Origin of the sequence: Synechococcus sp. JA-3-3Ab, assembly GCF_000013205.1 — a bacterium.
Lineage (GTDB): Bacteria > Cyanobacteriota > Cyanobacteriia > Thermostichales > Thermostichaceae > Thermostichus.
The window spans coordinates 1,932,538-1,945,900 of sequence record NC_007775.1; the positions used below are offsets into that span (position 1 = coordinate 1,932,538).

At 59.5% G+C, this 13,363-nt stretch carries 12 protein-coding genes; 5 read left to right on the forward strand and 7 right to left on the reverse strand.

From position 1 onward, the window contains the following. Window positions 1-161: 161 nt before the first annotated feature. The 3 genes from urtC to urtA all read right to left on the reverse strand — a co-directional run bounded on the left by urtC (window position 162) and on the right by urtA (window position 3,910). Window positions 162-1,370 carry an urea ABC transporter permease subunit UrtC gene (gene urtC, locus CYA_RS09055; RefSeq protein WP_011430742.1) on the reverse strand — a complete coding sequence of 403 codons (1,209 nt, stop codon included), beginning with the start codon at window positions 1,368-1,370 and terminating at the stop codon, window positions 162-164. A gap of 3 nt (window positions 1,371-1,373) precedes the next feature. Next, window positions 1,374-2,531 (reverse strand): urea ABC transporter permease subunit UrtB, encoded by a 1,158-nt coding sequence (urtB, locus tag CYA_RS09060; protein ID WP_011430743.1) that lies wholly within the window; start codon window positions 2,529-2,531, stop codon window positions 1,374-1,376. A gap of 104 nt (window positions 2,532-2,635) precedes the next feature. Further along, a complete protein-coding gene (urtA, locus tag CYA_RS09065; RefSeq protein ID WP_011430744.1) occupies window positions 2,636-3,910 on the reverse strand; it encodes an urea ABC transporter substrate-binding protein in 1,275 nt (424 codons plus the stop codon). Between the two features lie 397 nt (window positions 3,911-4,307). Between urtA and CYA_RS09070 the strand changes: the two genes are divergently transcribed. After that, on the forward strand, window positions 4,308-6,242 hold the full coding sequence (locus CYA_RS09070; protein WP_011430745.1) for a S9 family peptidase: 1,935 nt from the start codon (window positions 4,308-4,310) through the stop codon (window positions 6,240-6,242). 67 nt (window positions 6,243-6,309) lie between these two features. Further along, window positions 6,310-8,436, forward strand: coding sequence for a lytic transglycosylase domain-containing protein (locus CYA_RS09075; RefSeq protein WP_011430746.1), 2,127 nt, complete (start codon window positions 6,310-6,312; stop codon window positions 8,434-8,436). 239 nt (window positions 8,437-8,675) lie between these two features. On the opposite strand, the gene CYA_RS09080 is transcribed toward CYA_RS09075, so the two are convergent. Continuing rightward, window positions 8,676-8,954 (reverse strand): DUF3082 domain-containing protein, encoded by a 279-nt coding sequence (locus CYA_RS09080; protein ID WP_011430747.1) that lies wholly within the window; start codon window positions 8,952-8,954, stop codon window positions 8,676-8,678. A gap of 47 nt (window positions 8,955-9,001) precedes the next feature. On the opposite strand from CYA_RS09080, the gene CYA_RS09085 reads away from it, so the two are divergent. Continuing rightward, window positions 9,002-9,721 carry a J domain-containing protein gene (locus tag CYA_RS09085; RefSeq protein WP_228375259.1) on the forward strand — a complete coding sequence of 240 codons (720 nt, stop codon included), beginning with the start codon at window positions 9,002-9,004 and terminating at the stop codon, window positions 9,719-9,721. Here the strand turns inward: CYA_RS09085 and CYA_RS09090 are convergent. The 3 genes from CYA_RS09090 to CYA_RS09100 form a co-directional block, all read right to left on the reverse strand. Then, a complete protein-coding gene (locus CYA_RS09090) occupies window positions 9,718-10,581 on the reverse strand; it encodes an SDH family Clp fold serine proteinase (protein ID WP_228375261.1) in 864 nt (287 codons plus the stop codon). The genes CYA_RS09085 and CYA_RS09090 overlap by 4 nt on opposite strands. Window positions 10,582-10,645: 64 nt before the next feature. Beyond that, window positions 10,646-11,527 carry a hypothetical protein gene (locus CYA_RS09095; RefSeq protein ID WP_049749767.1) on the reverse strand — a complete coding sequence of 294 codons (882 nt, stop codon included), beginning with the start codon at window positions 11,525-11,527 and terminating at the stop codon, window positions 10,646-10,648. Window position 11,528: 1 nt separating this feature from the next. Next, a complete protein-coding gene (locus CYA_RS09100) occupies window positions 11,529-12,503 on the reverse strand; it encodes a fatty acid desaturase (RefSeq protein WP_011430751.1) in 975 nt (324 codons plus the stop codon). A 340-nt stretch (window positions 12,504-12,843) separates the two neighbouring features. Here CYA_RS09100 and psaK point away from each other — a divergent pair, with 340 nt between their 5' ends. Then, window positions 12,844-13,089 carry a photosystem I reaction center subunit PsaK gene (psaK, locus tag CYA_RS09105; protein WP_011430752.1) on the forward strand — a complete coding sequence of 82 codons (246 nt, stop codon included), beginning with the start codon at window positions 12,844-12,846 and terminating at the stop codon, window positions 13,087-13,089. Between the two features lie 125 nt (window positions 13,090-13,214). Beyond that, window positions 13,215-13,352 carry a photosystem II reaction center protein K gene (locus CYA_RS09110; RefSeq protein WP_011430753.1) on the forward strand — a complete coding sequence of 46 codons (138 nt, stop codon included), beginning with the start codon at window positions 13,215-13,217 and terminating at the stop codon, window positions 13,350-13,352. The last annotated feature ends 11 nt before the right edge of the window (window positions 13,353-13,363 follow it).

Genomic DNA, 13,363 nt, shown 5'->3' on the forward strand with positions numbered 1-13,363 from the left:
ATCCAAGAACGGAAAGGCCAAAGGTCAAACCGGATTCTCAACCCATCAAATAAACCCATCAAATAGGAGAGGAAACTTGGCATCGCTGGCTCACCCATGGGATCCTCTTACCTTAAACTTATATCTTGCACATAACTGACATCCTCAAGAGAAAGCCAGATTTAGGCTGGAGAAGTATTTGCCAAACGCCTGCGCCAAAGCTGAACGGTGACCCAAAGTTGCCTGCCTTGGGTGCGCACCCAACCCACCAGTCCATCCGGCAACACCAGCACCACCAGCAGGAACAATCCCCCCTGGAAAAACAGCCAAATCTCCGGAAAATTTTCGCTCAGCAAGCTCTTGGCAAAGTTAACCAACAGAGCCCCCAGCACCGCCCCCACCAAACTGGCCCGACCGCCCACCGCCACCCAGATTACCATCTCAATGGAAAAGGGAACGGCCATCGCATTGGGAGAGATGATCCCAGTTTGCAAGGTAAACAAAGCTCCGGCAACACCCGCCAGGGCAGCAGACACGGCAAACACCAGAACTTTAAAGCCGGTGGGATCGTAGCCGGAAAAACGAACCCGCGGCTCGTCATCTCGAATGGCTACCAGGATCCGACCGAATAGGCCGCTGGTCAGCCAACGACAGAGAAGGTAAGCCAAAACCACCGCCAGAACTGTAGTGACATAGACAGCAAAGCGCATTTCGGACGAGTTGACATCTAGGCCAAACAAAGTCTGGAAGTTGGTCAGGCCGTTGGTGCCGTTAATTAAGCGCTGTTGGCCGTTGAAGAAGTTAAAGAAAATGATCGTGGTGGCCTGAGTTAAAATGGAAAAATAAACCCCTCGGATGCGATTTCTCACCACCAAATACCCCAGGGCTGCCGCCACCAAAGCCGGGATCAAGACAACAGCAACAGCCGTAAACGGAAACGAATAAAAGGGATACCAAAACCAGGGCAATTCCGTTACCCCGTAGAGGCTGAAAAACTCTGGTATCTGACCTTCCGGCAATTGCAATTTCAGGTGCATCCCCAGAGCGTAGCCCCCCAAGGCGAAGAACACCCCATGCCCCAGGCTGAGCATGCCGGTATAGCCCCAGATGAGGTCGATCCCCAAAGCTACAATGCTGAGGGCCAGAAACCGCCCCAACAAGTTGAGCCGAAAGCCAGACAGCACAGTTGGGGCCACAAAGATCAAGGCCAGCACCAAAACGATGAGGATCCCGGCCTCCCACAGAAGCTTGCGAGAAGAATTGGGATCCCCACCCGCGGCGGGAGCAGCCACTTCATGATCAGCACGGGGGGAATGAACCAGTTTCATAGGCTTTGTGAGGGAGTAGAAGATGGAGAGTCTGGTCCTAGAGTTTTCGCCAAGCGAGATCATTCCCTAGGCATCCACCATACGACCTTTTTCGGGGAAAAGGCCCCGAGGTCGCACCTGCAAAAAGGCCACGATCAAAGCAAAGACCATCACCTTGGCCATGCTCGTGGTGGCAAAAAAGTTGAGGGTATCGGTCAGGATGGGCACGTTGGGAAAAATCAAAGCCAGCGTCCCTGAGCCGATGACAAAGTTGGCAATCCCGATCCCAAGCGCCGCCACAATACTGCCTAAGAGCTTACCAACACCCCCCACGACGACCACCATAAAGGTATCCACGATGTAGTTCTGGCCGGTGTTCGGCCCCACGGATCCCAGCAGGCTGACCGCCACGCCGGCTACTCCCGCCAGACCCGAGCCGACGGCAAAGGTAAGGGCATCCACCTTTTGCGTGGGGATCCCTACACAGGCGCTCATGGCCCGATTCTGGGTAACCGCCCGGATGCGCAGCCCCCAGCGGGTGCGTTGCAAGAAGAAGTACAGCCCCAGGATGCAGAGGATGGTGAGGGCGATGATAAACAGGCGGGTATTGGGCAAAAACAGGTTGCCCACCGGGATCCCACCCCCCAGCCACCGGGGAGCCGTCACGTCTTTGTTCTGGGCGCCGAACCAAGGCTGGGTAACCGCCAAAGCATAGGTTTGCGCCAGCACCCGCCCCCCCACCGATGCAATGGCCGTGGAGAGCACCAACAGCAGCGCCAGCGTCCACCCCTTGAGACGCGGCCAATCCGCCCGCCTGGACAAAAGCCACCAGCCGCCGAAAAAGAGCACCGCGAAGGCCCCCAAGCGGAAAGCCAGCACCCAATTGACGCTGCGCACAAACTGCTGCAGGATCAGGCTCACACCCCAAGTGGCCAGAAGGGTTTCCAGCGGTCGGCCATACAAAAAGCGGATCACCCCCCGCTCCAGGGCTAGTCCCACCAGAGCCGTGACGGCAAAGGCAGCTACCAAAGCTGGAAAGATGTACAGATCCCGCCAGGGATCCCCTAGGGGACGAAAGGCATTTTGAACCACAAAAGTGGTGTAGGCCCCCAACATCATCAGCTCCCCATGGGCCATGTTGATGACCCCCATGAGGCCGAAAACAATAGCCAAGCCCAAGGCGGCTATCAGCAAGACGGTGCCAATGCTAAGGCCGTTGAACAAGCTGTCCAGGAGCAAGGTCATGGGCAGGGGATCCTCCTTCCAACTAAACTAGGGAGGCTAACCGAGCATCTAGGCGGGATCCCCGACCCTATCCAAACGGCAAGGGATCCCAGCCCTGGCCAGGACTAGCTGACTTTGTAGCGACCGCCCTTGGCCGGATCTGACCAATCGCAGGCAAAGCCCTTGGTCTCTGCCACAAACTGGTTCCAGGGCTGCGGCTCCACGGCATCCGTAGAAAAGATGACATCAAACAAACCGTCAGAGCGCACCTGGCCGATCCGCACATACTTGGTCAGGTGGTGATTGGTGTTCATGGTTACCAAGCCTTCTGGGGCATCAAAGGTCTGGCCATAGGCTGCCTGCCGCACGGCGTCGATTTCCACTGTTCCCGCTTTTTCCACTGCCTGCTTCCAGATGTAAACCATGATGTAGGCGGCTTCCATCGGGTCGTTGGTGACGCGGTTTTGGCCGTATTCTGCCTTGAAAGCTTCCACAAACTTCTTGTTGGCAGGCGTATCCACCGTCATAAAGTAGTTCCAGGCGGCAAAGTGCCCTTCCAAAAATTCGGGGCCGATGGCCTGTACCTCTTCTTCGGCAATGCTGACGGACATGGAAGGATAGCGATCTGGCCCCAGCCCTGCCCCTTCCAGTTGTTTGAAAAAGGCCACGTTGCTGTCGCCGTTCAAGCTGTTGTAGATCACACCGCCATTGGGAAGAGCGGCCCGGATCTTGCTGATGATGGGGGTAACTTCTGTGCTGCCCAAAGGCAGATAGTCTTCACCCACCACTTTGCCCCCCAGGGCTTCCAACTGGGCCTTGATGATGGTGTTGGCCGTGCGGGGGAACACGTAGTCGGATCCCACCAGGAAGAACTCTTTGCCCTTGTTCTTGAGCAGCCATTCCACCGAAGGCTCGATCTGCTGGTTGGGGGCAGCGCCGGTGTAGAAGATGTTTTTGGAGCACTCTTGTCCTTCGTACTGCACGGGATACCAGAGCAGGTGCTGCTTGGATTCAAACACCGGCAACACGGCTTTGCGACTGGCCGAAGTCCAGCAGCCGAATACCGTTGCCACCTTGTCCACATCGATCAATTTGGTGGCTTTCTCGGCAAAGGTTGGCCAATCGGAAGCCCCATCCTCGATAATCGGCTCGATCTGCTTGCCCAAAACCCCACCGGCGGCATTGATCTCTTTGATAGCCAGCTTTTCGGCATCCACCACGCTGGTTTCCGAAATGGCCATGGTGCCGCTAAGGGAGTGCAAAATGCCAACGCGGATGGTCTCTCCCTGGGCGTAGGCGGGCACGGATCGCTTCACCCAGATCTGCGGCCCTAGGGCAGCCCCGGCTCCGGCCAGAGCGCCCATTTTCAGCACTTGACGACGATTAAATGATAGAGCCATCGGTGATCTCCGAAACGAAGTGAGTGCAAAGGGTATTAAGAAGTCCAGTTGTTGCAGCAGCCCGGCCAACAGAGGGAAGCACTTAGCTCATCACCTCGCCCATGTGTTGAACCTGCCCAACTGCGCTCAGCTGAGGCTTTCACCGAATGCCTTCCCAACGTCAACAGAGGAAAAGGCTAATCCTGCAGTCGAGAAAGCGCCGTGCGTCCCTGTTGCCTTAACGTGTTCCATCAAACCCATTCAGCCCGGAGAGAATTGTATCGCGGGATACCTTTTCCCAGAATCCGAGCCTGTTCTCGGCTCCCTTTCCCCACAGGCTGTAGGCAAAGGCAGGGATCCCTTGCTGCCGGCATAATAGGGGTTCTGGGGTCGAGAATTAGTTGAGAGTTAACAGCTTATGGTGCAACAGGCTGGCTATGGATCTTGGCGATCCCCGATTACCGCTGACCTGGTGGTGACGGGATCCCTACGGCTAGGGCAACCGGCTTGGGACAAGGGGGATCTCTACTGGACGGAGGGTCGCCCCCAGGAAAAGGGGCGCAACGTGCTGAGGCGGCAAGCTGCCGGTGGGGCGGTGCAGGAGCTGACGCCGGCCCCTTTTAACGTGCGCACCCGCGTGCACGAGTACGGCGGCGGGGCCTACTGGGTCTCTGAGGGGGTGGTGTATTTCTGCAACTTTGCCGATCAACGGCTCTACCGCCTGCTGCCGGGTTCGGATCCCCAGCCCCTGACGGAAGCAGGCCCCTATCGCTATGCAGATGGGGTGGTGGATCGGGCGCGTGGACGCATCCTCTGTGTGCGGGAGGATCACAGCCGCCAGGGAGAGCCGGAAAACAGCCTTGTCTCGATTGACTTAGCAAGTGGATCCCAGCAGATTTTGGCTTCTGGGCACGACTTCTACGCCAGCCCGCGCCTCAGTCCAGACGGCCAGAACTTGGTATGGCTGACCTGGGATCACCCCCAGATGCCCTGGGATGGGACGGAACTGTGGCGAGCAGAGGTGGCAGCAGATGGCACTCTAGGAGAGCCCCAAAAGCTAGCCGGTGGCCCTGCCGAGTCGATCTTCCAGCCCCAGTGGTCACCGCAAGGGGATCTCTACTTTGTTTCGGATCGCAGCGGCTGGTGGAACCTCTATCGCTGGGATCCCCAGGGCCCCATTCCCCTCTGTCCTATGGAAGCAGAGTTTGGAGAACCCCAGTGGGTGTTCGGCCTGAGCACCTACGGCTTTGCTGGGGATGGGCGCATTCTGGCCTGTTATGAACAAGACGGGCTGTCTCATCTGGCTTATCTGGATCCCCATTCAGGACAGTTGGCAGGGATCCCCTTGCCCTACACCCAGATCAGCGGTTTGCAGGTGAGTGGGGAAAAAGCCGCTTTCCTGGCCGGATCCCCGACGGAAGCCACTGCCTTGGTCTGCCTATACTTACCCTCCAGCCAAGTGGAGGTGGTGGCCCGTTCCAGCAGCGTGGCGGTGGATCCCGACTATCTGTCGATCCCAGAGCCCATTGTTTTTCCCACCGGTGGCGGCAAGGAAGTGGCCTACGCCTTCTTCTATCCCCCCAAAAACCGAGACTTTGTTGCCCCTGCTGGCGAAAAGCCACCCCTGCTGGTGAAAAGCCACGGCGGGCCCACCGGGGCGACGGCAGCCGTGCTCAACCTGGGGATCCAATACTGGACCAGTCGGGGGATTGCCGTTTTGGATGTGAACTACCGGGGCAGCAGCGGCTACGGACGGGCCTATCGGGATGCTCTCAAAGGCCGGTGGGGCCTGGTAGATGTGGAAGATTGCATCGCTGGGGCCCAATTCTTGGCAGCCCAGGGCAAGGTGGACGGGGAGCGGCTGCTCATTCGCGGCGGCAGCGCCGGCGGCTACACCACCCTGGCGGCCCTGACGTTTCACACCGTCTTCAAGGCCGGCGCCAGCTACTACGGGGTGAGCGATCTAGAGGCCCTAGCCCAGGAGACCCACAAGTTTGAGTCCCACTACTTGGACAGCTTAATTGGCCCCTACCCGGAGCGGCGGGATCTCTACCGGGAGCGCTCTCCCATCCACCACCTGGAGGGTCTCAACTGCCCCGTTATCTTCTTTCAAGGCCTGGAGGACGCCATCGTCCCTCCCAACCAAGCAGAGAGGATGGTGGCTGCCCTGCAGGCCAAGGGGATCCCGGTGGCCTATGTCCCTTTTGCCGGTGAGCAGCACGGCTTTCGCCAGGCAGCCAACCTCAAACGGGCCCTGGAGGCAGAGCTTTATTTCTACGCCCAGATCCTAGGGTTTCCCTTGGCGGAGCTTATCGAGCCGGTTCCCATTGCCAACTGGCCTCCTCCTCGTTGAGGTTACTTGTCCTGGCTCAGCGCCTCCCCATTGGGTATCCTAGTCAAGGACGCTGGGGAAGGGAGGCATGCAGAGCAGAACAAGCCACCGGCAACTCTGGAGGCGATGGCTTGCCGCGACCTTAGCAGCAGGCGGAGTACTGGGCGGCGTCCTGTGGGGCTTTTACGCCTCCTCCTGGGCAGAACCTGTCGAGATGGCGGCGGCGCCTCCAGCACCCCTGAGCTCGACTTCTGGCGCCGCCTTTTTGCGCGCCTACAAAGCCCTGCAGGCCGGCCAAGCGCAAGCGGCCCTGGAGCACCTGCAGGGCTTGGAAGAAAAGCTGCCAGTTCTCACCGACGAGATCTGGAAGCTCAGGGCTCAGGCTTATGAAAAGCTGGGGGATCGAGAAACAGCCCGCCAGATCTGGTGGCCCAAGATCTTGCACGAGTATCCCCACAGCCCGGTGGCCGCCTACGCCCTCTGGGGAATGGGCCAGGTGGATCAGTTGCGGCGGCAATTTCCCACCCACCCCCTGACGGCCCGCGCCCTCAAGCACCTGCTGGAGCTGGATCCTGACCGGTATGACCTGCTGCGGGATCTGGCCTTGCACCACCCGCAAACCCCTGGGTTAACGCCGCTGCTGGATCGCTGGCGGCAAGCCCAAGAGGGATCCCTCACGGCCTCCGATTGGCAGATCCTGGCCGATGCCTATTGGGAGCAGCGGGAGTACGGCAAAGCCGCCCGCGCCTACGGGCGTGCCCCCACCACCTCTCGCAATCTCTACCGCCAGGGGCGCAGCCACCAGATCTCGCGGGAGTTGCCCCAGGCGAGAGCCGCTTACCAAGCGCTGCTGGCTCAATTTCCCGACGCCGCCGAAGCCTCCCTCACCCGGCGCCGCCTGGCCGAGCTGAGCGACCTGCCGACGGCAATCGAGCTGCTTCGCCAGGTGGGATCCGGCTCGGATAGAGAAGCTCCAGAAGCGTTGCTCAGCCTCAGCCAACTGTATGACCGCAACGGCAGCCCGCAATCGGCCCAGGCGGTGCGGCAGACCCTTTGGGAGCGCTTCCCAGTCAGCGAAGCCGCGGCCACCGCCGCCTGGACGGTGGCTTGGCGCCAGGCGCAAACGGGCAATCTCAGCCAAGCCATTGCTCTAGCCCAGCAGATTGGCTTGGCCCAGCGGGATACGGAAATGGGGGCGCAACTGCTCTACTGGGCCGGCAAATGGCGGGAACGGCTGGGGGAGGTGGCTGCGGCGCGGCAAACCTATCAGCAGGTGCTGCGGCAGTTTCCCCACACCTACTACGCCTGGCGGGCGGCGGCGCAACTGGGCTGGCCAGTAGGAGATTTCTCCAGCGGCCGCCAAAGGGTTGAGGTGGATTTTCAGCCCGTTCGCCAACCTTTGCCCGCCGTTTCCGAGGCTACCCAGACCCTGCATCTCATTGGCGCTGGCCAACTGGCCTGGGAGCGCTGGCAGGGGGAAATGGCTCTGCTGCAACGGGATCCCGGCCAGATGAGCGTGGCCGAGCGCTTTGCCAGCGGCATTTTGCGCAACAACGCCGGCGAGCACCTGCGGGGCATCAACCAGGTGGCTGCCCTGCGCTTTAGCGCCGAGCCCGACCCGCTGCTGCCGACCCTGAGACAGCGCCAGGATTTCTGGCAGGCCATCTACCCGCTGCACTACTACGCCAGCCCAGAAAACACCTGGGAAAGGGATCCCTACGCCCAGCCCGGCCTGGCCCGCTGGTCGCGGCAATTTAACCTCAATCCCTTGATGGTGGCGGCCCTGATCCGCCAGGAATCCCGCTTTGAGCCAGAGATCGTCTCGGCCTCGGGAGCGCTGGGCCTGATGCAGGTGATGCCTGCCACCGGCCGCTGGATTGCCCAAAAAATCGGCCTAGCCCAGTACAGCCTCACCAACCCCGCCGACAATCTTCACCTGGGATCCTGGTACTTCGACTACACCCACCGCACCTACCAAGACAACACCCTCCTGGCCCTGGCCAGCTACAACGGCGGCCCCGGCAACGTGGCCAGGTGGCTGAGCCGCTTCGGCTTTGAGGATCCCGATGAATTTGTGGAGCAGATCCCCTTCGCCGAAACCCGTGGCTATGTCAAGTCTGTCTTTGGCAACTACTGGAACTACTGGCAGCTCTACACCCAAGAGGGGCGCACCTTGGTCAGCCAGCGCCTGCAACCGCACCTGTCAAATGATTGACGTTCTCCCCAGCCCCAAGGGGCGGGAATTCTTTCTTGCTCATCGCGAGCTACGCAGACGTACCGGTGAGATTGCCACCGCACGCCTCCTTCTTTCCCCCCCGTATACGGAGGGATGAAAGAGGGCGCGGGGCCTGCGCCGCCAAGGTTTTGGTCAAACTAGTGTCCAACCTGAGCGAGAGGCTGGAGGGTAGCCTCCGGCGCGATCTGTTGGCCAGCAGGCTCACAGCTCTTCTAGAGCTAGCGTCGGGAGGAGGTCAGCCTTTCCCCCAGCAACTGCACCGAGTAGGCCGCCAGCCCCAAGCCCACCATGAAAAACATGAAGGCGATCAGGGAAACGGATCCCACCAGCAGGTAGCGCACCAGAATGCTGATCCCCCGCGCCAGGGATCCGCTTTCCAGGTCGATGGGCGGCAACTTGGCCAGCATCGAGAGCAGCAATTGTAGGAACCCATAGCCCAAACTGGCAGCAAAGGCAGCCCCCAAGAGGGCGCTGAGGGGATGGGGGGAGGACGGCATGGGGCAGCACCGGAAAACTCACCCTTATTGTAGGCTCCAGGTACAATATGAGCGTTTGTCCTGAGAACGAAATGATGGGGAGCGGGTCTGAAGCAGTTTCCCACTACGAAGTGTTGGGGGTTTCGGTGCTGGCGACGGCAGCGGAGATCAAGTCTGCCTATCGCCGTTTGGTCAAGTACCACCATCCCGACAGCCTGCTGGCCAAAAAAGACGGGGCTGCTGCTGAACGCATTCGCCAGATCAACGCCGCCTACGCGGTGCTCAAGGATCCGCAAGCCCGCCGCGAGTACGACCGACAACTGCGCGCTAGCTGGGCCTCGCGCCACCCTCAGCCGACGGGCTCCCCCTCGGAGACGGTCAGCCAGGAGGCTATTGCCCGCGAAGCCTGGATTCGGCAGGTCTACACTCCTCTGAACCGAGTTTTGGGGCCTTTACTGTCTTCTCTCAAGCCGCAGTTAAATGCCTTAGCGGCAGATCCTTTTGATCCCGACCTGTTGGAGTCCTTCGCCACCTATTTGGAAGAGTGTAGCCAGAAACTGGCCCAAGCTCAGCAGATCTTTCGGCGCCTTCCCAATCCCAGCAGCTTGGGGGGAGTGGCTTCTCGCCTCTACTACGCCCTCAACCACCTAGAGGACGCTCTAGAGGAGCTGCAGTATTTCCCCCTGAACTTCGACGACCGCCATCTGCACACCGGACAAGAGCTGTTTCGGCGGGCGGAAGGGTTGCGTCGAGAAGCCATAGACACCTACGCCCAGAGTTCGCCCTAGCGAGACCCGCCGCCGGGTGGAGAGGGGCGGGAATCGTAGGGGGTGGGAATGTACTGCACGGAAGGACGGCCCATGCTGGCCTGGGGGTACAAGTCCATCAGGGCATAGATTTGGGGTGGCAACTCAGTAGAAATGGGCAGGCCCAACCTTTGGGCTTCTTCGGCGGTGATGGGGTAGTCGTGGGTAACTTGTCCGCTGGTTAGGTACTGGATGAGGGGCTCGATCCGTTCAGGGGCAATTTTGCGCTTGGGCACATCGTCCTTCAAGAGATCCCGCACGAAGTTCTGCACCTGTTGCATTGCTTTGCGGGCCAGATCCGCCAGGATCAGGGTTTGGTCGTCGATCTCGGCAATGGGCTTTTCCGCCACCACCTGCAGAATACTGGCGGCAGCATACCCCCCCAACTGCGGATCCACCGGCCCCAGGACTGCATTGGCATCCATGACAATTTCATCGGCGGCCAAGGCCAGCATCGTCCCCCCCGACATGGCGTAGTGGGGCACAAACACTGTCACTTTGGCCGGATGGCGGATCAGGGCGCGGGCAATTTGCTCCGTAGCCAGCACCAGGCCACCGGGGGTATGCAAAATCAAATCAATCGGGGTATTGGGTGGAGTGAGGCGAATTGCCCTCAACACCTGCTCGGAGTCCTCGATGCTGATGTAGCGGGAAACCGGGATCCCCAAAAAACTAATCGACTCCTGGCGGTGAATGAGCAGAATCACCCGGCTGCCCCGCTTTTGCTCCAACTCCCGAATGGCCATCAAGCGCCGGAACTCTTGGACACGACGGTTCAGCAGAGGTTGCAAAGAGCTGAAGATCAGAAAAATCCAGAACAGGCTGCCCCAGTCCACTTTCACACCTCAAGTGGGATCCCTTTGCCTCCAGCATAGAGGATACGGAACCTCTGGTGATCTGCAGGCCTCACGCGTTGGGTTCAGACGCCGCAAAAAAGCGATCCAAGGCCCGCAGCAAATCCGGTACAGAAGTTTGGTTAATCCAGGAGCGAATGTAAGCCCGCTGCTCCGCCAAGTTTTCAATGCAGCCCAACTTTTGCATGGCCAAGTAGCGGGTTTCTGCCGCGGCGCGATTGGTTTGCAAGTCCAGCCGCTGCTCCGGGGTAAGCGGATACTCTGTTTGGGCCAACAGGTGATCGGCCACCATCATGAACAGCAGAGGCCCCGCCAATTCCACCTGAGGCTCGGCTTCTGGCTCAGAATCGGCCCCGGCGAGATCCTGGAGATCTTGAAAGAGATCCTGCCCCAGTTGCAGCAGCTCTTCTGCTGAGGCAGCCCGCAGCGCTGTCTCCGCAGCAGCCCGCAGCGGCTCTGGGGAAACCTTGTGGCGAGCGGCCAATTCTGCCAGGGCCTGTTCCCATTGATCCCGTTGGGCTTGCAACACAGCTTTCTCTTGCGGAGAAAAATCCAGCCGCTCCAGCAACACCTGCAAAGCCACAGCCCCCACCAACAGGGGCGGAAAGCGCAACAGGGTAGAGCCGGATCCCGCCTGCTCCAAAAAGGCTTCCAAATCGGGGCCGGATCCCCTGTCCAACAAATCCTGCAGGTAGGCCAGCACCTGCGGCGGCGAAGTCAGCCTCAGGATCCCTCGGGCCTGCGCCCGCAACTCTGCCGGGATCCCAAGGGTTTGCAATTGGGCTTCCGCCCGCGCTTGCGCTTCCGCAATCACCTCTGGCAAATCCGCCGTCGCCTGACCGGCCTGTAAGAGAACCTGGCTGGTGTCCTGCAGCAAGCTGGCCGCCTCCACAAACAGCAGCAACTGAGGGATCCGCAGCGTCGGCAAGACCATGTTAACTAAGCCTCAGATCCGCAGCGGATCCCGCAGATTCTGGATCGGCTGGCGCAGCGGAACGGGTTGGCCCGTTGGGCTTGTGCCAGTGCAGGCCAATCAGCGCGTCGTACAAAAAGCTCCAAAACTCCCCTCTCTCCCAGATCCCCAGCGTTTGCTGGCAGTTACGCGCGTCCAGCTCAGGTTTGGCCGCCCAGTAGGCCGCCTGATACTTGTACCAGGGAACCGAGGGCCAGAGATGGTGGATCAAGTGATAGTTTTGCCCCAGCAGCAGAATATTGGTCAGCCAGCCAGGGTAAACCCTGGCGTTGTACCACCGCTCTTGGGATTGAAAAGGGCGATGGGGCAGATAGTCGAAAAACAGGCCCAACAAGAAGCCCATAATAAAGGCGGGGGGCAGCCAATAGTTCATGATGTAGTCGGTGTAGCCAAAGTGAATGGCCAGCGCAAACGTTAGGATCACCACCAGCCGACTCAGCCCCCATTGCAGCAGATCCCAGCGACCTTTGCGCCAGAGCTGCCGCTTGAAGAAAAACACCTCATGGTAGAAAAAGCGCGGCGCAATTAGCCACAGCGGCCCGCCCGTAGACACATAGTGATCGGGATCGTCTTCGGGATGGTTGACGTGGGCATGGTGTTGCATGTGCACCCGCTTAAAGACCGGATAGACAAAGCCCTGTAACAGGGCAGAGCCATGGCCCAGCGCCTCGTTTAAAAAGCGGTTGCGGTGGGCCGAGCCGTGCGAGGCATCGTGGATCACTGTGCCCAGAACATACAGGGCGACAAAATTCAGCCAAAACACCAGCCAGCGGGGCCAATGCCAGAAGGCGTACCCGCCAAAGCAAGAGGCCGAAAGCGCCACCGCCGCCAAAAACATCAGCAGGGTGGGATTCCAAAATTCTGGCGGCGGCCCCAACAGCTCACGGGGTAACGCAAAAGGCTTGGGATCCGGTTGCGGAGTCGCAGCAGCAGTCATCGGCAGCCATCCTTGGGTGTGCACAGCGCAGACGGTGAGGATGGATTAAGGCAACAAAGCCAGGTCATCACCTCAAAAGCGGGGGAAGAGAACAATTTGTTAACTTTCGTTAGTATACGGCAGAGAGCTGCTCCCCTCGTTGGCCCAGGCCGGATTTTTCTTGCCAACTCCAGCCCGTCTCGACCGTTCCCGGCGAGGGGTAGATCGGCCATGAGGCCAGAAGAAGCCACAGTGTGAGGTTTTGTTGCGGCCTCTGTTGCAATTCATGTGGGGATCCCTTTGGGAGTTGCGGAATGGGGGTAATCTAGGGGGCGGTTAACCTGAGCTGAGGAGGAAAACCATGCTGCCCATTGTTGCGCCGTTGGCTATGACTGCCCAAACCAGCCCTTGGTCTCCCCTGAGCGCGGTGATTATCCTGCTCTGCACAGGGCTGGCCTACCTAAGCTTCAAGTCCTCTTCGGGTGTGGCTTCAGAAACCGGGCCTGTGTTGGGGATGACCTGGCCGGAAGTGCTGGGGGTCGCCAGCTTCGGCCATCTGCTGGGCGTGGGGGTGATCTTGGGCCTCTCCAATATGGGGGTTCTCTGAGGCATTTTCCGTTTACATTTCTTGACCTTAGCGGGAATCTCCGCCCGGCAATGTTAAACTCTCTATCAATCCTGAAAAAGAGCAGTTTCTCCAGCTCCACTTCCTTCTTGTCGAGGTTTGTTGTCATGCCTGCGATGATGCTCCTGGCGGCTTTGCCAGAAGGCTATGAGTTGTTCGATCCCCTGATCGACATTTTGCCGATTATCCCCGTTTTGTTTTTCCTGCTGGCTTTTGTTTGGCAGGCGGCGGTGGGCTTTAAGTGAAGCCCTCGGAA

Coding starts and splice junctions, on each gene's coding strand:
- urtC (WP_011430742.1), bottom strand. CDS start 1,370: ATGATCTCGCTTGGCGAAAACTCTAGGACCAGACTCTCCATCTTCTAC.
- urtB (WP_011430743.1), bottom strand. CDS start 2,531: ATGACCTTGCTCCTGGACAGCTTGTTCAACGGCCTTAGCATTGGCACC.
- urtA (WP_011430744.1), bottom strand. CDS start 3,910: ATGGCTCTATCATTTAATCGTCGTCAAGTGCTGAAAATGGGCGCTCTG.
- CYA_RS09070 (WP_011430745.1), top strand. CDS start 4,308: ATGGTGCAACAGGCTGGCTATGGATCTTGGCGATCCCCGATTACCGCT.
- CYA_RS09075 (WP_011430746.1), top strand. CDS start 6,310: ATGCAGAGCAGAACAAGCCACCGGCAACTCTGGAGGCGATGGCTTGCC.
- CYA_RS09080 (WP_011430747.1), bottom strand. CDS start 8,954: ATGCCGTCCTCCCCCCATCCCCTCAGCGCCCTCTTGGGGGCTGCCTTT.
- CYA_RS09085 (WP_228375259.1), top strand. CDS start 9,002: ATGAGCGTTTGTCCTGAGAACGAAATGATGGGGAGCGGGTCTGAAGCA.
- CYA_RS09095 (WP_049749767.1), bottom strand. CDS start 11,527: ATGGTCTTGCCGACGCTGCGGATCCCTCAGTTGCTGCTGTTTGTGGAG.
- CYA_RS09100 (WP_011430751.1), bottom strand. CDS start 12,503: ATGACTGCTGCTGCGACTCCGCAACCGGATCCCAAGCCTTTTGCGTTA.
- psaK (WP_011430752.1), top strand. CDS start 12,844: ATGCTGCCCATTGTTGCGCCGTTGGCTATGACTGCCCAAACCAGCCCT.
- CYA_RS09110 (WP_011430753.1), top strand. CDS start 13,215: ATGCCTGCGATGATGCTCCTGGCGGCTTTGCCAGAAGGCTATGAGTTG.